Below are 18,329 nucleotides of genomic sequence, written 5' to 3'. Positions count from 1 at the left end.
GGTTCAAATCCTACTCCCGCAACCAGCGTCAGAAAATCTCAGAACAGCCCGGTCACACTACAATTGATCCCCAAGATCAATCGCTTAACACCCTCAACCCGTCAGAACCACAAAACAATAGGGTGAGAGGCAATAACCTCATCCAAAACAAAGCTTCAATGCCGGAAAACCAAATAGACCTCAGCGATGCGAGGCCAATAAATTAAAACTCCAGATAACTGGGACACAACCAAGACAGCAAGCTGACCTGACAAGGGCGTCAAAACAATGATTCCGGCGTATCACCGCTCATCTAGGTTGAAATCTTGGAGGCTTGCTTCAAAGATACCGTCTTTGGTGATTGACACGCCTGAACAAACAGGTACTCGGTGCTCAAGTTGTTTGTACGCAATCCCAGGTGGAATGTATTGAACGACCAAAATATTAAGATACCGAAGGCATTGGCATACCAAGGGTTCAAACTGAGAAAATGCAATCTTCTAAAGATATAGTTGCAAGCCTCTGCGATGCGAACGCATCTGATGACACCGTCACAACAGTTGAGGCCAGGGACACATTTCGCAGTTTGATTCGAGCACAGCTTTCGGTGCGGAACGCTAAATCACCAACTTCGGTTTCTGCCCTCTACAATGAGATACGAACGCAACCTGACGTTTGGCGCAACCTTCCAAAATTTGAAGAAGCTGGCGCAGAATATGAACCCGATGCCGCCATGGAACCCGGTTTTGCTGCTGTCACATGCTGCATGAACCGAAATGACCACCTGGCGCAGACATTGCCAACGTGGCTTGTACATCAGGAGATTGGCGAAGTTATCATCGTGGACTGGAGTTCGGAAATTCCGGTAGAGATCACTCTTCGGAAAGCGGGGATAACTGATCCACGTATACGGATTCTTCGGGTCGAGGATGAAGGATCCTGGATTTTGTCCCACGCGTATAATCTGGGATTCCGCGCTGCGACCAAAGACAAGATTATCAAAGTCGACAGTGACATTATCCTCGATTCAGAGTTCTTTAGCCGCAACACAACAGGTGTTGACCAACTGACTGCAGGGAACTGGCGCCAGGCGAAATCCGGGCAAAGCCACGTGAACGGCTTTTTCGTCGTTGGGCGTGAAAATCTTTTGGCTGTTAACGGCTTCAACGAACGGATTGTCACTTATGGCTGGGATGACGATGACCTGTACGGACGCCTGACCAACGCAGGCGTGCAAAGAGAAGATGTCGATCCCGACACCATCAGCCATATTGATCATTCCGACGTAAGACGTGTTGAGCGCCCCAAAAGTACACCGGTCACCGGATGGGACGAAGTGCAGTCGTATCCGCAGTTCTGGATCGCGTTGAACCGGCAAACTGCGTCTTCCTGCGCCCCGTGGGATGCGAGTTGCCCAATGACGGGTTTCCGGGTGCTTAGTGAAACCGCGAACATATTGCGGTTAAGACGCAGCCACCCCTACGGTGTAGATACAAACCTAATTGGCACGCGGATGGAACGCGCCGAAGCGGCGGTTAGCGCAATACATGATGTTTTCAAAGGTGTTGCGGTCTCTGTTTCCTGCGAAGCTGTGGATTATGCGTTGATGACCCGCTCGTTGGAAGACGCCATTGTGGCCATCAGCAACACGTCGCTGCAACCGGAAGAGAATACAGGCGAAGTTACCGTTCCGCTGGGGCATAGCCTGCAAAAGCCGAAACTTGTCGTCGATGCGCAGCATGGTTTGGGCAACCGATTGCGCGCAATTGCTTCGGGGTTTTCATTTTCACAAATCCACGATCGCGAACTGATCATTCGCTGGGTGCCTGACGAACATTGCGATTGCACCTTTGCGTCATTGTTCGACTTTGACGGGGCAGTCGAGGATACCAAAGAGAACAGCCCGGAGAACGCGTTAACGGTCGACCTGATGAGCAAGGCATTCCGAGAGGCCTTTGACACCGCCTCATTGGTTAAGGCGCAGCGGGATATCGTTATCCAATCGGCTTACAGGTTTACATTCGGTAAACCCTACGACCCCATTGAACGGAAATTCCTGCGTGAGCTGAAACCGAGTGCGGATGTGCAAGAGATGATCGAGTCCGTCCGCAGCCAAAACGACATCGCCGTACACGTGCGTATGAATGGCGGCGCGGCTACGGACCCTCATGGGGACGTTCCCGGAGACTGGTCGCGGTCAGAAGACGAGATTTCCAGACGTGCCCGCAGCAGATCCCACTATGCGTTCTTCTTCAAACGTCTGGATCAACTGCTGGAGGCCAAGGCCGATTCCACGATTTTTCTGGCGTCGGATAACTCGGAATCCTATGGTGCTTTCGCTGCGAAATACCAAGATCGTGTGACCAGCCTGCCAAGAACGGTATATGACCGATCTGAAGTGCAGCTTAAATATGCGCTGGCAGATGTAATCCTGCTATCGCGTGCGCCGCTTTTGCTGGGAAGCAACTGGAGTTCGTTTACGGAAATCGCCCATTCAATGTCTCAAAATCAGAGGTTAGAGATATCTGGGCAGCATTTTTAATGTCGCTCGAAAATCCGGACAGCGGTCCAAATCTTTAGGAATACCTACTAAACCCGCCAGAGTGTAAATCTGAATGAATGACAGTGAAACAAGGAGCTTAGCCGTTGAGAAGGTTGTTTCAGCGTGCAAGCAACATGTAAGTGAAATTATCGTTCTTGAAGGCCGAAAGCACACGGAATGGTGCGCGGCCTATGAGCAGAGCGGTGTTCCACGTGTCACTCAATCTTCCTTTAGCGCGCTGTCTAAGACCGTTTCTCCTCAGAAGGCCACTGATGGTGGTCTTCGTATCATTCACGTCACTAAGGGCGTTCCTGCGGCAAGCCTGAGTGAAGCGGAACACAGTGTAAACCTGCTAACGAGTTACGCTGATATTGTAGTATTCTCACCGGTTCCCGTAGCTGAACAACAGGTTCAAGATCTGCTGATTTCATGGCCCAGCTTTTGGGCATTGCTGTTTCTTGCCGAAGGGTTCGTTTTGCAGGACATCGTGCGCCCGGCGGTATGGGACAGTTTTTACAGCGATTGGGACGACCTGCAAAGCACGGTTGTGTTCACCAATACGGCGCTGGGTGTCAGTTGGGCGGATGCAGGTGGTGACAGTGCCAACATGGTATTGGATTATGTGCATCCCTCGAGCTTCGAAGTCGGCCTGAGGCGTCAGTTGGCCTTGCAAACGAGTGCGATGTTGAATGCAACCGCCTCTGCCACGTCTCAGGAATTCAGTTCAAGAATCCATATCGCGCTGCCCAAACGTTATTCCAAAAAGGAATATGAACAAAAGCTTTTTCAGGAAAGTCGGAAGTGGTGGAAGGTCGCCATTTGCTCACCTTGGCGGATTTCTTACTGGTGTGATCTTTGGCGTCTCCAGCGGCGTACCAAGCGCTGGTCGAATTAGAACTTGCCCGCATTATTCCAAAGCTGCTGAACAAACATGCGGGTGAAAAGCCCTGTTTGGCTTCAAGTCTCTGGTCACAAAAAAACATCCGCGCCCGCACGCTTGGTTGCGTCCAAAACTTGTGGGCAGTTTGGTAAAGGGTGTTTGATCTGATATACTGCGTTTTGTTTACAAGTGACTGAGAGTATTGATCTCTGTGCGCTTGTTCTATCGGGCAGACGCATCTGTCGCTGTATCGCCCGGCGACACCGAATCTAAGACCGTCCCATGACCCTAAGCGTCATTCTCGCAACGCTGCGTGCGTATTGGACATGGAAAGTTTACATAAAAAACCTATTAAAACATTGATTTAAGGCCAAGTTTCGCCACAGGCAGCGCACAGCTGAGGCATCGCGGTTCTCTAGCCCTGATCCAGATCATTACTGGAATCGGAGATAGAACCATGCCGAGTTTCCTCGACTGTTGTTTCAAAGCGTCAGCGCAAACAGGACAGCGCTCTGCTTGTAGCATTGTCCGGTTTTCTATCGTCTTGCTGAGTGTCGCGACATTGATACCGGTGACCCTTGCGCAAACACGCGCCCAGGCACAGCAGTTGCTGGTCGTGGGAAGCGATCGCGGCGGCTATCTGCATGACCGTTTGATCGAGTTGGAAAACCTCAAGCGCAACGGAGTTCTGGTCGAGATCAGGGGCCGTATCTGCTATTCGACATGCACGATGTTTCTGGGGTTGCCTGGAACTTGCATTGATCCCGATACCACCTTTGGGTTTCACGGTCCGTCCCAAAGCGGTCGTCGGCTTGCGCAAGAAGATTTCGACTATTTCAGTCAGATCATGGCTGCTTATTATCCGGAACCGTTGAAATCCTGGTTCATGACCAAAGCCCGGAACCGGATCAACGGGCTCTATAAGGTCAAAGGCCGCGAGATCATTCAAATGGGCGTGCCCGCCTGCCGAACCGCCTGAACCCGGTCTTGCCCGCAGTCAGGTCGCCGGGTATCACGTTTGGATCTAAGGCCGGTGCCGGATTTCCTGTATCGGCTCCTTTCACGGCTAACCGGGCAGGAGAAAAGTTCATCGTGCTGTCATCCCTTTTCGGACGATTCAGGCGGCGTGCCCCGTTTCTGCCACCAACCCCAGATACTCCAATATGCGTCATCGGTGACGTGCATGGCTGTGTCGTGCAGTTGGAAAAGCTACTGAACAAGGTGCCGCAGGACCATCGGATCATTCTGGTGGGCGATTATGTCGACCGCGGAGAATGCAGCGCCGAGGTCTTGCGCCTGATCAGTGCGCGCCCCGATATAACCTGCCTGAAAGGCAATCATGAAGAGATGATGCTGCGGTTCCTGAAAGACCCCTTGGAACAGGGTCCGCGGTGGCTGCGTTATGGCGGGTTGCAGACTTTGGCCTCATTCGATGTGCGCGGGGTCCGGGCTGAGATGACCGGTGATGAGCTGACAGAGTGCCGGGACAGGTTCCAAGAGGCGATGGGCGACACGTTGTATCAATGGGTGATCGGGCTGAAGACCTGGGAAATGTCGGGCAACGTCCTTGTGGTGCATGCCGGTGCTGACCCCAATGTTCCGCCCACCAACCAGTCGGAAAAGACCCTTATCTGGGGTCATCCGTCATTTCTAAAAACAATCAGGCGCGACGGTGTTTGGGTTGTACACGGGCATACGATTGTCGGTGAGGCTGGCGCGCAAAAGGGACGAATTTCCATTGATACCGGCGCTTTTGCAACTGGTGTGTTAAGTGCAGTTTGCCTGGATGGTGGGGAGCCCAGATTTTTGACGGCACAAGGCTGAAGACTGAGCCCGTACAAGCGCAAATCCGCGGTTGCACTTGCTTTTTCCTGTTGAAGCTGAGCAAAATCTTGTCACGCTAATTCACATCTAATAGGACCTGTTTAAATTAAATCAGGTTTCGAGCTTATCATGTTGATCACCCCTATTCTTCTTTGCGGCGGGTCCGGGACGCGTCTTTGGCCGTTGTCGCGGCAGAGTTACCCCAAACAATTTGTGCCGCTTGTTGGGGATGAGACACTTTTCCAGGCCTCAGCTCGGCGTTTGTCCGGCGCGGCGGCGGGGTTGGAATTCGCTGCTCCGGTGGTTCTGACCAATTCGGATTTCCGCTTCATCGTGGCCGAGCAATTGCAGGCCGTCGGCATTGATCCCGGTGCCATTTTGATTGAGCCCGAAGGGCGGAATACGGCCCCAGCGGTCCTCGCTGCCGCGCTGCGCGCCCATTCCGAGGATCCGGACGCGGTGCTGTTGGTTGCGCCGTCCGACCACGTAGTGCCTGATGTGGCGGCGTTCCAGAATGCGGTTGCCCGCGGGTTGGAGGCTGTCGAGCAAGGGCAACTGGTAACATTCGGGATCACCCCAACGCATCCGGAAACGGCTTATGGTTATCTCGAATTGGCGAGCGCATCGAACAGCGGCGGATCACCCGTTCCGCTGAAAAAGTTCGTGGAAAAACCAAATCTGGCTCGCGCAACTGAAATGCTCGAAGCGGGCAATTTCAAATGGAATGCCGGGATCTTTCTTTTCCGTGCATCGGATATGATTGCGGCCTTCCGGGCTCATGCGCCCGAACTGATATCGCCCGTCGAGGCAGCCGTCGATACGGCAACGCCGGATCTGGGCTTTCTGCGCCTGAACCCTGAACCCTGGGGCAAGGCCGAAGATATCTCAATCGATTACGCGGTGATGGAGAAGGCGACGAACCTGTCGGTTGTCCCGTTTGACGCGGCTTGGTCCGATCTGGGTGGCTGGGATGCAGTCTGGCGAGAAAGCGGGCCGGATTCTGACGGTGTGGTGACCAGCGGCGGAGCCACAGCCATTAATTGCCACAACGCGCTGTTGCGCTCGGACAGTGACCAGTTGGAGTTGGTGGGCATCGGGCTTGAAAACATCATCGCCGTGGCGATGAATGATGCGGTTCTGGTTGCGGATGCCTCGCGGGCGCAGGACGTTAAGAAAGCGGTGAGCGCGCTAAAGGAAAAAGGCGCTGCACAGGCTACAACCTTCCCTAAGGATCACCGCCCTTGGGGCTGGTTCGAAAGCCTTGTGGTTGGCGACCGGTTCCAGGTTAAGCGTATTCACGTCCACCCCGGCGCGTCGCTGAGCCTGCAAAGCCATGTCCACCGCTCGGAACACTGGATCGTTGTCGAAGGCACGGCCCTTGTGACGATCGACGACAAGGAACAGTTGGTGACCGAGAACCAATCGGTCTACATCCCGTTGGGGGCGGTGCATCGGATGCAGAACCCTGGCAAGGTGCCGATGGTTCTGATCGAAGTTCAAACCGGAACCTATCTCGGTGAGGATGATATCGTCCGGTACGAGGATGTTTATGCACGCGGTCAGGGCGCAAAGGGCTGACGTTCCAGCCCCATCTGACGCCACGCAGCCAGGTATGGCGCATTGATCAGGCCCCCGGACGGGGGCCTTTTTTATTGCCCGGAAAGCTTGGTGCAGCCGTTCCGTTCGGTGTGTTTTGGTTGTGTTAGTTGTGTTTTGTTTATGGTGTTTCTGATTGAGATGACTGAGTGAGGTTGGGCTGATGAGCATGAACCCTTTTATCAATCGCGTTTCCAGCCTTTCGGGGCCTGCGCGTGATGTTTTGCCTGTTGCGCCGTCGGATGTGGCGGATTTGTCGGATGTGGCGATTGGTCTTTATGTTGAGGCGGGGGGGGCCGTGGTGATGACCACGGTGCGAGGGGAGACACGCACCGTTCAGGTGACGGATTTTTCGATCCTGCCGGTGGGGGTTACGCGTGTGCATGCGACCGGCACGACGGCGTCGGGCATTCATGCGCTTGTGCTGACGTAAAAGTATCCGCCGTTCACGGCGCACAGCCCTGCCACCGGACTTCCGGCGGCGGGTTTTTTGTATTCTCAAAACCCCTCTGTCGGGATCAGTCCGCGCCAAACAGATCGCGTGTGAAGACCTTGTCGCTGACATCGCGGATCTCGTCCGAGATGCGGTTGGCGAGGATCAGGTCGGCCTGCTGCTTGAAGGCGTCAAGATCGCGGATCACCGGTGAGTGGAAGAAATGATCCTCGCTCAAAACCGGTTCATAGACGATGACCTGGATGCCCTTGGCCTTGATCCGCTTCATGATGCCCTGAACCGAGCTTTGGCGGAAATTGTCGCTGCCTTCTTTCATCACCAGCCGGTAGATGCCGACGGTTTTGGGCCCTTTCATCAGAATCTGATCGCTGAGGAAATCCTTGCGGGTGCGGTTGGCATCGACGATGGCGCGGATCAGGTTCTGCGGCACATGGTTGTAATTGGCCAACAGCTGTTTGGTATCTTTGGGCAGGCAATAGCCGCCATATCCGAACGAGGGGTTATTGTAATGCGCGCCGATGCGCGGGTCGAGGCTGACGCCTTCGATGATCTGGCGCGGGTCCATGCCGCCGGCCAGGGAATAGCTGTCGAGCTCGTTGAAAAAGGCCACGCGCATGGCAAGGTAGGTATTGGCGAACAGCTTGATCGCCTCGGCCTCGTCGGGGTCGGTGAACAACACCGGCGCATCTTTTGAGACTGCTCCTTCCAGCAGCAGCTCGGCAAAGGTCTTGGCCCGGTCCGAGCGTTCGCCGACGATGATCCGGCTGGGATGCAGGTTGTCGTGCAGCGCCTGCCCCTCGCGCAGAAACTCTGGCGAGAAGATCACATTGTCGGTGCCAAACCGCGCGCGGGCATCGGTGACAAAGCCCACGGGGATGGTGGATTTGATCACGATGACGGCATCGGGGTTCACTCTGGTGACCTGGTCGATCACCGTATCGACCGAGCTGGTGTCGAAATAGTTGCTGCGCGGATCATAATTGGTCGGGGTGGCCACAACGACAAAATCTGCCCCGCCAAACGCGGCTTCGGGATCGGTGGTGGCGGTCAGGTTCAGCGTTCGGTTGGTCAGGAAGTCGGTGATATCGGTATCCTGGATCGGGCTTTCGCGTTGGTTGAGCATGTCCACGCGCGCGGCGGACACATCCAGGGCAACAACGTCGTGGTTTTGCGCCAGCAGCACGGCGTTGGACAAGCCAACATAGCCAATCCCGGCAATCGCGATCTTCATATCTTGGTTCCTTGTGTACCCAGGGTCGGCACGCCCGGTGCGATCATAATCGTGTTTTTGGTGTGTGATAAGCTTTTGAAAGACGTGAAGGCAATGAACCGACCCGGGCGGCCAGCGCGCTTGTGCTGATTGGGCGCGATGGCGATGCCCGGGTGGGTGACTTAATTTACCGCGGCATTGATTGGCGTCGTGACAAGGGATGGGGTGATCTGGCTGATGGTGCGGCCCCATTTTGTGACAGGGTTTTCCGCGATGAAAATGATGTCGTTTGAGCGCAGCTGGAATTGCGCGGCCAGGGTCAGCTGTGCGGCGTTGCGGATATCAAGGTGCCAGGCGGTGACGGCGCCGAACTCGCGGGCGTCGGTTGCGGCGCGCAGCACATAAACCTCCGATGCGTCGCCGGTTTCCTTGGCGATGCCGCCGCCGGTGTCGAACAGCGCATCGGCCAGGGTGGCCGCGTGGTTGAACGGCAGGGCATAGCGGCCCTGGGTGCGGACCTCGCCGGACAGGTAGACGTAATCGCGATCAACCGCGTCCAGTTCGATGGACTGAACAAAGTTGTTTCGGCGCTCATCCAGATCGGCGCGGCGCAGATTGACGGCCACGTTCAGCTCTTGCAGGGCGGTCTGGCGGCCTTCCAGCACGGTCTCGCGCAGGGCGATCTGCTGGGCAAAGAAGCGCTCGGCCCGGTCCAGATCATAGTCGGTATCGACAAAGACCGAGTCATCAGCGATCAGCTTGAGGTTCTGCAAGGCGGTGCGCGCATACAGATCTTCCAGCGGGATCTGATACATCTGCCCGTCGCGGTAGATGCGCACCGAGGAATTGTCGATATCGCTGACCGAGACCGACCCGGCGGCCGACAGCGCCTCGCCCAGGGTCAGCTGGGTCAGGGTGATGGGCTGGATGCCGGGCTGGCCGACGGCGCCGCCGACCGAGACGCGGCGGGAATTGAACTCGGCAATTTCCAGGCTGAAGGTGGGGTCGATCTGGTTTTCCACCAGACGCTGGAACAGCAGCGCCTCGGCCTCGTCCACGGTCAGGCCAACCAGCCGCACGCGGCCGACATCGGGGATGTTGATCGAGCCGTCATCCTGCACGGTATAGCCGTTGCGGCTGTTCTGCGCGGCCAGCAGGCCCGACAGCTCTCCGGCGGTGCCTTGGGTGGATGGCGTGGACAGCACCAGCACGTCGCCGATGCCAATGGTGTAGGGGCCGGGGTTCACTTGCGGTGGCGGGTCCAGCTGCAGCCCGGCGCGTGATCCGTCCTGGGTCGAGGGCGCCTCGGGCAGGGGGCCGGTGCTGCGCAAGCTGGTGGAGGAGCCCGATCCGGCCGACAGACCAAACACCGAAGGCAGGGTTTTGGGCGCATAAGGCGAGCGGTTGGCCACCAGCACGGTCTCGGGCGTGACCGGCACGACACGGACCTTGCCGGCATCCGACACGCCTGCGGTCACCGAGGGGCTGCGGTAGATGGTTGAACATCCGGCGATCAGGCCGCTCAGGGCCAGCGCACTGAGAAGAAGGGGGAAATGGCGCACGCGCTGTCCTTTGCTGTTCAAAATCTCAACTCTCATCGGGCACCACCTTTATGACCATGTTGCCCAGGAAATCGCCGGTCCATTGCGAGGACTGGACGATGCGGCCGGTGCTGTCCTGCACCCAGTAAATGTTGCTGAAGGTCTCGGCCACCCCATAGCACTCCTCTTGCCGCTTTTGCGCGGCAACGGGCGTGCCCTGCAACACCACCGGGTCAGACCCCAACGGGGTGATCCGGCAGCGATAGGCGTGCAGCTCGATCTCGTCATTGCCGTTGAGAAAGCTGTGGAACCGCTCGGCCCGGCCCGAACCGCCGCTCAGGATCAGCGCCGCGCTCTGGCTGACATCCGATCCGGCCAGACCGCCGCCGAACCCCTTGGCCGAGGTCAGCAACCCCTGATCCAGCGTGATGGTGGCGCCATCCGCACTCAGCCAGGTCTGTACCCCGGCGCGCTCGGTCTCCAGCAGCATGACCCCGGCCAGATCGCGGGCGGGAAAGCCGACTTCAAGCCGCGGCGGGATCGGGCGGCGCGCGGCCAGCGCCTGCGCGCGCGGATGGAACCGGGGCGCATTGGGAAACAGCGCCCCCTTCAGCAGATCGACATCTTCCTGCGCGTCGCCGCAGGAGATCAGCATCAGGGCCAACAGGGCAGGGCGGCGCAGGGCTGTCATCGCCAGAACCTCCCCCAGCCGCGCGACAGGTCCTGCGCGCGGGCCTCGCGGGTGACGCCATAGAGCCGGTTGCGCACATGCAGTCGCGCGCCGCCATCGCGCAGAACGGGGCGGATGGTTTGGGCGATCTTGTTGCGCGACGGGCGCCCGGTCAGCCACGAGACCGGGATCTCCAGTCGGATGCCCTTGTCGAACGAGCCTTCGCCGAACTCTTCCGAGCTGACATTGGTCAGGGTAAAGAACGCTCCGACCTTGAAGCCGTTGTTAAACTCGCGATCCAGCGTGAAGGTGGCGCCATAATCGCCCGCCAGGTAACGCCCGACATCGACCTGCGCGTGATATTCGCCCGGCAGATCGTAATAGGCCGAGACATGCCCGGTGGCGACGGAATAATCCTGAAAGCCGAACAGCACGTCGAAATCGCGTTGCACCGCATAATTGGCCTCGGCCCCCAGCGCCAGGCGGCTGTTGGTGGGATACCACAGCAGTTCCGCCGACAGCCCGCCGAACATGGTCTCGAGATAGCCCAGCGTGGTGCGGGCATAAAGGTTCGTGCCCGGCCGCCACAGATACTCGCCGGTCATATGTTCGATCCGCAGGTTGGATTCGCGGGCATAGATCGCCCAGTCTGAGCGCACATGCGGTAGCGGCGAATCCGAGACCCGGGTGCTGTCATCCAGCGTGCTGAGGATCGGCAACCGCAGCCCGGTCGACAGGGTGAAGCCCGGCGAAAGCGTGTAATCCAGCCCCAGCGCGGCGCCCACCTCGTATCGCAGCGGGTCGTCGGGGTCGAAGAAGGAAAAGTTCAGATACGGCCCGAACCGATAAGAAAAATGCGGGTAAGCATCGCTGAGGATACCGCCCTGCACCAGCGGCAGCGTGTCCGACACCTCGGCCCGGGCAAAGCTGCGCCAGGCATTGTCGGGGTCGTGTTCCAGCTCATACAGGTCGTCGCGATTGACCCGCACCGCGCTCAGCGGCACGCCGTTCGACATCAGCGCGATGTCGAAATGCTCGGTCTGGGCGGGTTCTTCATTGGCCAGCACGCGGGCGGTGCGCCCCAACGCCTGGGCGGCCTGACCATAGGTGGTGTTCTCGACCCCGACCTGAACCGTATCGCCGGTCCCCGACAGATAGACCAGCCGCAGCCCTTCCTGTTCCAGCGCGGCCTGCATCCGGGACCGGATGTCGCCGGTCGCGCGGTCCGCTGTTGCGGCAGCGGTCTGCGATCTGGGCTGCAACGGCGGTGGCGCGGCACCTTGCCCGCCCGGCGCCACCGATTTGCGCGGGTCGATGAAATAGCTCAGCGTCAGCCCCAGCGTGGAGCCATAAAGAAAAGATGTGGTCAACTGCGTGCCATTGTCGAACCGGTACTGGACCCCGACATTGATCGGGGATCTGACCCGGAAACTGTCGTTGACCGCTTCCTGGCTGTACAGATCGGGGGAATACTCGGCCAGTAAGGTCAGCCGGTCATTATATTGCCAGCTGGCGCCCCCAAACAGCGCCGCATCGCCACGGAACCAGTTGCCGAATTCCAGCTCACCGCCCTGACCGTTCGAATTTGGCGGCGGCCGGGTGTCGAACCGGCTGCCAAACACACCCAGCGGGTTCGAAAACGCGCTCCGCTCTGCCATGCGGCCCCAGCCGATGCCACCGGTCAGCTTGAGCCGGTCCTGAAAGGTCTTGGTGGCCACAAAATACTCGGCGGCATAGACGCCGGTACCGCCAAAATCGCGCAGCCCCATCACGATGGCCGGGCTGTGCCGGCTTTCCTCGCGCAACCGGAAATGGATGTCAAAGCTGCGGTCATACCGGGTGGTGTCGGGCCCATCCAGCCTGTCGATCACCGCATAACGGAAGCTGCCATGCACCCAGGGCAGCATCTGGAACGTCATCGTCCCCCGCCCGCTATTGCGCAACCCCGCAGCGGTGAACACCAGCGCCCCGTCATCGAACATCTCGGCGGTCGGAATCTCAAGCAGGCCGGGTGTGCCATAGGTCGAAACAGACTGCGCCTGACCCATGCCCGCCGCACCCCCACATACCAACGCCAACAGGCTTCTCAACCTCAAAGACACCGCTCGAATCTTCACGTCAATCTATCGCTTTTTCGATCGGCGCCTCACTAACAACTTTCAATACAAACGTCCCGAAACAAACCGCCAAAAAAATATCCACAAAACACCATGTGGCAATTCTGCAATTGAAGAGTTAACGGCAGTGTGGCCGGGCCGGATAGCGTTGCAGGCCACCCTTGAATTTAAGGAAATGCGCCTAGGGGGTCTGCGGGCGCAAATCTGTGGCAAGCCTCTGAAAAAGCAAATTTTATCTGCACGTTTATAGAAATTTTTTCAGCAATGACATTCTCACCTCCGAACGGGTGTGATAGCGTCCGGCCAAGACTTGTTTTAGGAGATTCATGATGATCAGAGCGACCGTGTTGGTTCTGGCCCTTTCAACCGCAAGCGCCTTTGCGCAGGACGCGACCGACGGGACGACCCCGGAGCCTGTCGATCCTACTCGTGTAGCCCCATTGGACGATGCGGCGGCTGCAGCTGCGGCTGAAGGTGTGACTGGTTTTGTACCTCTTGTCGCGCCCGCACTTGGCGTGGCTGCGGCCGCAGTAGGTGTGGCTGCTTCGGGCGGCGGTGGCGGCGGGTCGTCAAACAGCACCACAAGCACAGTGGGCACCAACTGATCCGCTGTTCAAACAAACGAATAGTAGTGCGCCAATACGGCGCGCTGTCACCGGGAAAACCATTGCGGCAGTCTTTAGTTTTTAGATTGGTGTAATGTGTCGTGACACCGGAATTATCCTTTAGACACCTGCTTACAAACTTTTACGCCAGACACACGTAAAACGTGTGTCGTGCCGCTTTGCCCTATGGCGGCAAAACATGAGCTTTGGGCCTAAGCGCTTGACCATACCCCAACCTTAGAAACACGACCGAAACTGTCTGAGATACAGTCATGTTCCCATGGGACATGGATGAAAAAATTGACTGAACAGTAAAAAAATGCTGCCATCCTGCCAGACAGGAGAGTGTTATGACAAAAACAATATTTTCAAGAAGAGTACTGCTGGCCGCTGTGGCGGCTGCCTCAACCCTATTCTCCGCCGGTCTGGCGGCGGCGGAAACCGTCAAGGTCGCGGCGATTTATACCTTGCCGGTGGAACAGCAATGGATCAGCCGCATACACAAGGCCCTAAACACCGCAGCCGAGCGTGGTGACATCGAATACGTGTTCTCGGAAAATGTGGCGAACACAGATTATGAACGTGTGATGCGCGAATATGCCGAACAAGGCGCACAGCTGGTTGTGGGCGAGGTGTTTGGCCTGGAACGCGCCGCGCGCAAGGTGGCTAAGGACTATCCTGATACCGCCTTTTTGATGGGGTCTTCCTTTGGGCCGGTGGCGCCCAATTTCTCGGTTTTCGACAACTGGATTCACGAACCGTCTTACCTGACTGGCATGGTGGCAGGGGCTGCCACGGAATCGAACGTGATCGGCATGGTCGGCGGATATGCCATCCCCGAGGTGAACCGCCTGATGAACGCCTTCATGGATGGCGCGCGCGAAGTGAACCCGGATGTCACCTTCCTCGTGACCTTCATCGACAGCTGGTACGATCCGCCCAAGGCCAAGGAAAGCGCCATCGCGATGATGGATGCGGGGGCGGATATCATGTACGCGGAACGCTTTGGTGTCTCGGATGCGGCGGTTGAGCGTGGTGTAAAGGCCGTAGGCAACGTCATCGACACGTCGGGCGACTACCCCGGCACGATCATGGCCTCGGCCCTGTGGCATATGGAGCCGACCATCGACAAGGCCATCGCCAATGTGGCGGGTGGCTCGTTCGAGGCTGCGGATTACGGCCAGTACAGCTTTATGGGTTATGGCGGCGGGTCAATGGTTCTGGATGAAGAGCTAGTTCCGGCCGAGGTTCTTGAGGCGGTGAGTGCCCGTCAGGCCGAGATTCTGGACGGTCTGTTCCGGGTGAATGTCAACGATGACCGCCCGGTCTCGGATAACTGATACTGCTCGGGCCGGTTCAGCAACTGGCCCGTGTTTCCAATGACAGACTCCACGGTTCTGCAACTCAACGGGCTGAGCAAACGCTTTGGTCCCGTCGTCGCCAATGACGATGTCAGCCTGATCCTGAACAAGGGCGAGGTTCTGGCATTGCTGGGCGAGAACGGCGCGGGTAAGACCACGCTGATGAATATGTTATTCGGGCATTATTTGCCCGATTCAGGGTCTATCGACGTCGCTGACGAGGCGGGTGTTCTGCGGCCCTTGCCATTGGGTCACCCGCAGGTGGCGCTGGCCGCGGGCGTTGGCATGGTGCATCAGCACTTCACGCTGGCCGAGAATATCTCGGCCCTGGATAATATCACGTTGGGCTCGGAACCCCTGCTTGCACTAAGCCGCAATCGGCGGGAAGCCCGGGAAAAGATTCAGGCTATTATTGATCGAAGTGGCCTGACCGCGCCGCTGGATATGCCCGTGGGACGTCTGTCTGTGGGTGAACGGCAGCGGGTGGAAATCCTGAAAGCCCTGTATCGGCAGGCGCGAATTTTGGTACTGGACGAACCCACCGCCGTGCTGACCCCGCAAGAGGCCGACACACTGTTCGAAAACATCCGTATGATGACGGATGAGGGGCTGTCGGTCATTTTCATCAGCCACAAGCTGCGCGAGGTTCTGGCCTTTTCTGATCGGATCGCGGTGCTGCGCCACGGACGCAAAGTTGGTGAGATGGCTACATCCGAAGCGGATGAGAAATCTATCGCCCGAATGATGGTCGGGGCGGATACGCCGGAACTTGCCGGGGGCACCATGGCGCCGGGCGTTCCGGTACTCAGCCTGTCCGGCGTGTCAGTCGCTGGCCGGTCCAAGCGCGATACGCTCAGTTCTGTAGATCTAACTGTACATGCGCACGAAATCCTCGGGATCGCTGGGGTTTCGGGCAACGGACAAAGCGGCTTGGCCAATGTGATCTCGGGTCTCGTTCAGCCAGAACAGGGTCTAATAAAGGTAGATGGAGTTGAAATCGGCACGCTCAACCCCGCGGCGATGATACGTGCGGGCGTGGGGCGCATCCCCGAAGATCGCCACCACGAAGGCATCGTTGGTGCGATGAGCGTGGCTGAAAACATGGTGATCGAGCGATTGGATGACAGCGACGTGCAATCGCGCGGCCTGTTGCGACGTGAGGCGATCGAAGAGAACGCCGCGCGCCTTGCAAAGGCTTATGACGTGCGTGGGCCGGGTGTCGAAGCACCGGCGCGGTTGCTGTCGGGTGGCAATATACAAAAGCTTATTCTGGCGCGGATATTTGATCGGGCACCGCGTTTGATCCTGGCCAATCAACCGACGCGTGGTCTGGACATGGGGGCTGCTGCCGAGGTCGGACGCCGCCTGCTTGAGGCGCGCGCGCGCGGGGCCGGAGTGGTTCTGATCTCAGAAGATCTTGATGAAATTCTGGGTTTGGCCGACCGCATCGTGGTGATCCGCGATGGTGAATTGCACGAGGCCCCCGGCCGCGACCGCGAACAGATCGGGCTGATGATGGCAGGAGAACCGGCATGATCCGCATAGAACCGCGCCAGACTCAGTCGCGGGCCTTTACCCTGGGTGTTCCAATCCTGTCCGCCATAATTGCACTGGGGTTTGCCGCCATTCCATTGCTGGCCGCGGGGGCGAACCCTATTCTGGCGTATCAAGAGATGTTTCGCGGCGTATTTGGTTCTGTTTTCGCATTTTCCGAGGTGCTGACGCGCGCCACGCCACTGATCTTTACCGGTCTGGCCGCCGCTTTGGCGTTCCGCGCCAAGCTGTGGAATATCGGGGCCGAAGGGCAGCTGTATCTGGGTGCGATGGCGGCTGTGGCGGTTGGGTCGGGGGTGCTGGATGTCCATGGTATCTTGTTATTACCGCTGATCGTCGTGCTGGGTGCTGCAGCGGGTGCGGCAGGGATGATTGCCCCGACCTATCTGAAAATCCGTTTTGGCGCGGATGAGGTGGTGACTACGTTGCTGTTGAATTTCATCATTCTGATCTTTGTGCAGATGATGCTGGAAGGGGCCCTACAGGACCCAATGAGCCTGGGATGGCCCCAATCTGCCCCTATCCTGGATCAGGGTATGTTACCGCCTTTGATCGAGCGGATGCGGGTGCATTCAGGGTTGATTGTGGCTCTGATACTGGCCGGATTGGCGCAATTCATGCTGGCCCGATCGGTTTGGGGATTCCGTTTGCGGGCGGTGGGGGAAAACGCTGCTGCCGCGCGCCATGCCGGGATCAATGTAAACCGCTCGCTGTTTGGCGTGGCCATCTTGTCTGGTGGCCTTGCGGGGCTGGCCGGGGTCAGCGAGGTCGCCGGACTCAAGGGGTATCTGACCTCGGACCTGTCGCCGGGCTTTGGCTATACCGGCATCGTGGTCGCCATGTTGGCGGGGCTGTCACCTGTGGGCGTGGTGATCGCCGCGTTGTTCATCGCATCCGTGTTCGTAGGGGCTGACAGTATGAGCCGCGCAATGGGCGTGTCGTCTTTTCTGGCCGATCTGGTGGTGTCGGTTTCGTTGCTTTGCGTGTTGGTTGGTGGGTTCTTTGCCCGCTACAGGATCGTTCGGGCCAGCACGTCAGGGGTCACGTCATGATGGATATCCTTAATATCCTGCTCTCCGAAAGCTTCTGGGCCGCGTCCTTGCGCATCGCCACGCCGCTGATCTTTGGCGTTTTAGGCGCGTTGATCTGCGAGCGGGCGGGTGTGCTGAACCTCGGGATCGAGGGGATATTCGTCGTCGGTGCCATGTGCGGCTGGATGGCCGTCTGGCTGGGCGCGGGGCTGTGGGGCGGCGTGCTGGTCGCGGCGCTGGCCGGGGCCTTTTTTGGCCTATTGCACGCGATCCTAACGGTGCCTCTGGGTCTGTCGCAACATGTCTCGGGGCTGGGGATTACTCTGTTTGCAACCTCCGTCAGTTATTACACCTATCGCACCGCATTGCCGAACGTGTCGTCACCACCGCGGATCGAGCCATTTCAGCCACTGGATTTGCCCGTACTGTCAGATCTACCCTTTTTAGGAACTGTTTTGTTCCAGCAAACCGCACTGACATGGCTGGCTCTGCTCATGGTGGCGGTGGTCTGGTATGTGATGAACCGCACCGCCCTGGGCGTGGCCATTCAGGCGGTTGGAGACAACCCGGACAGTGTCGATGCACAAGGCCTGTCGGTTTACGGGCTGCGGAGCGGGGCTATTGTCACGGGCTCGGCCTTGATGGCTTTGGGCGGGGCTTTCCTCACGATGAGCGCCTTTGATGCCTTCTTCTTCGGCATGGTCAACGGGCGCGGCTGGGTTTGCATTGCGCTGGTAATCTTTGCCAGTTGGCGGCCTGGAAAGGCGCTGTTGGGCGCGTTATTGTTCGGGGCCTTTGATGCGTTGCAGGTGCGGCTGCAAACCGAGATCGGCGCGCTGGTGCCAGGTCAGGTATTCCTGATGGCCCCTTATATCCTCTCGATCATCGCCCTTGTGGTTGCGGCGCGGTCGGCGGATTATCCGCGTGCATTGCTCACCCCCTGGTTCAAGGGCCAACGATAGGAA

Annotated in this window: 17 protein-coding genes; 13 read left to right on the top strand and 4 right to left on the bottom strand. The window is 58.0% G+C overall.

The features are described 5' to 3' along the window. The 7 genes from ACR0B8_RS15610 to ACR0B8_RS15580 form a co-directional block, all read left to right on the top strand. Positions 1-206, top strand: a 206-nt coding sequence (locus tag ACR0B8_RS15610) for a hypothetical protein (RefSeq protein WP_480659439.1), incomplete at its 5' end; no start/stop codon positions are given. Between the two features lie 506 nt (positions 207-712). Next, positions 713-2,521 carry a galactosyltransferase-related protein gene (locus ACR0B8_RS15605; RefSeq protein WP_480659441.1) on the top strand — a complete coding sequence of 603 codons (1,809 nt, stop codon included), beginning with the start codon at positions 713-715 and terminating at the stop codon, positions 2,519-2,521. Positions 2,522-2,594: 73 nt separating this feature from the next. Further along, positions 2,595-3,416 (top strand): hypothetical protein, encoded by an 822-nt coding sequence (locus tag ACR0B8_RS15600; protein WP_226689898.1) that lies wholly within the window; start codon positions 2,595-2,597, stop codon positions 3,414-3,416. Positions 3,417-3,858: 442 nt separating this feature from the next. Next, positions 3,859-4,380, top strand: a complete 522-nt coding sequence (locus ACR0B8_RS15595; RefSeq protein WP_217356129.1) for a hypothetical protein — start codon at positions 3,859-3,861, stop codon at positions 4,378-4,380. Positions 4,381-4,493: 113 nt separating this feature from the next. Beyond that, the gene (locus ACR0B8_RS15590) at positions 4,494-5,225 is read left to right on the top strand and encodes a metallophosphoesterase family protein (RefSeq protein WP_170362936.1); all 732 of its coding nucleotides are present in this window, start codon (positions 4,494-4,496) and stop codon (positions 5,223-5,225) included. 129 nt (positions 5,226-5,354) lie between these two features. Next, the gene (locus ACR0B8_RS15585) at positions 5,355-6,803 is read left to right on the top strand and encodes a mannose-1-phosphate guanylyltransferase/mannose-6-phosphate isomerase (RefSeq protein WP_170362938.1); all 1,449 of its coding nucleotides are present in this window, start codon (positions 5,355-5,357) and stop codon (positions 6,801-6,803) included. 181 nt (positions 6,804-6,984) lie between these two features. Beyond that, a complete protein-coding gene (locus ACR0B8_RS15580) occupies positions 6,985-7,254 on the top strand; it encodes a spike base protein, RCAP_Rcc01079 family (RefSeq protein WP_226689899.1) in 270 nt (89 codons plus the stop codon). An 85-nt stretch (positions 7,255-7,339) separates the two neighbouring features. Here the strand turns inward: ACR0B8_RS15580 and ACR0B8_RS15575 are convergent, their stop codons facing one another. The 4 genes from ACR0B8_RS15575 to ACR0B8_RS15560 all read right to left on the bottom strand — a co-directional run bounded on the left by ACR0B8_RS15575 (position 7,340) and on the right by ACR0B8_RS15560 (position 12,744). After that, positions 7,340-8,506, bottom strand: coding sequence for a nucleotide sugar dehydrogenase (locus ACR0B8_RS15575; RefSeq protein WP_226689900.1), 1,167 nt, complete (start codon positions 8,504-8,506; stop codon positions 7,340-7,342). A 161-nt stretch (positions 8,507-8,667) separates the two neighbouring features. Further along, positions 8,668-10,083, bottom strand: a complete 1,416-nt coding sequence (locus tag ACR0B8_RS15570; RefSeq protein WP_226689901.1) for a polysaccharide biosynthesis/export family protein — start codon at positions 10,081-10,083, stop codon at positions 8,668-8,670. Then, positions 10,073-10,717, bottom strand: coding sequence for a YjbF family lipoprotein (locus ACR0B8_RS15565; RefSeq protein WP_226689902.1), 645 nt, complete (start codon positions 10,715-10,717; stop codon positions 10,073-10,075). The genes ACR0B8_RS15570 and ACR0B8_RS15565 overlap by 11 nt, the downstream gene beginning before the upstream one ends. Continuing rightward, on the bottom strand, positions 10,714-12,744 hold the full coding sequence (locus tag ACR0B8_RS15560) for a YjbH domain-containing protein (RefSeq protein ID WP_413247500.1): 2,031 nt from the start codon (positions 12,742-12,744) through the stop codon (positions 10,714-10,716). Before ACR0B8_RS15560 ends, ACR0B8_RS15565 begins: the two co-directional genes overlap by 4 nt. Between ACR0B8_RS15560 and ACR0B8_RS15555 the strand changes: the two genes are divergently transcribed. From ACR0B8_RS15555 to ACR0B8_RS15530, 6 genes are all read left to right on the top strand, one after another. Then, positions 12,743-13,063, top strand: a complete 321-nt coding sequence (locus ACR0B8_RS15555; RefSeq protein ID WP_480668483.1) for a hypothetical protein — start codon at positions 12,743-12,745, stop codon at positions 13,061-13,063. The genes ACR0B8_RS15560 and ACR0B8_RS15555 overlap by 2 nt on opposite strands. Positions 13,064-13,142: 79 nt before the next feature. Next, positions 13,143-13,418, top strand: a complete 276-nt coding sequence (locus ACR0B8_RS15550; RefSeq protein WP_170361835.1) for a hypothetical protein — start codon at positions 13,143-13,145, stop codon at positions 13,416-13,418. 350 nt (positions 13,419-13,768) lie between these two features. Continuing rightward, positions 13,769-14,758, top strand: coding sequence for a BMP family protein (locus ACR0B8_RS15545; protein ID WP_480658855.1), 990 nt, complete (start codon positions 13,769-13,771; stop codon positions 14,756-14,758). A 39-nt stretch (positions 14,759-14,797) separates the two neighbouring features. Further along, the gene (locus tag ACR0B8_RS15540) at positions 14,798-16,315 is read left to right on the top strand and encodes an ABC transporter ATP-binding protein (protein WP_226689678.1); all 1,518 of its coding nucleotides are present in this window, start codon (positions 14,798-14,800) and stop codon (positions 16,313-16,315) included. After that, complete coding sequence (locus tag ACR0B8_RS15535) at positions 16,312-17,385, top strand: ABC transporter permease (RefSeq protein WP_226689679.1); 1,074 nt, start codon at positions 16,312-16,314, stop codon at positions 17,383-17,385. Before ACR0B8_RS15540 ends, ACR0B8_RS15535 begins: the two co-directional genes overlap by 4 nt. After that, complete coding sequence (locus tag ACR0B8_RS15530) at positions 17,385-18,326, top strand: ABC transporter permease (protein ID WP_480658956.1); 942 nt, start codon at positions 17,385-17,387, stop codon at positions 18,324-18,326. The genes ACR0B8_RS15535 and ACR0B8_RS15530 overlap by 1 nt, the downstream gene beginning before the upstream one ends. The last annotated feature ends 3 nt before the right edge of the window (positions 18,327-18,329 follow it).

The sequence above is a fragment of the Ruegeria sp. BH6 genome, assembly GCF_056538105.1.
This window is presented reverse-complemented; position numbering and strand designations above follow the sequence as displayed.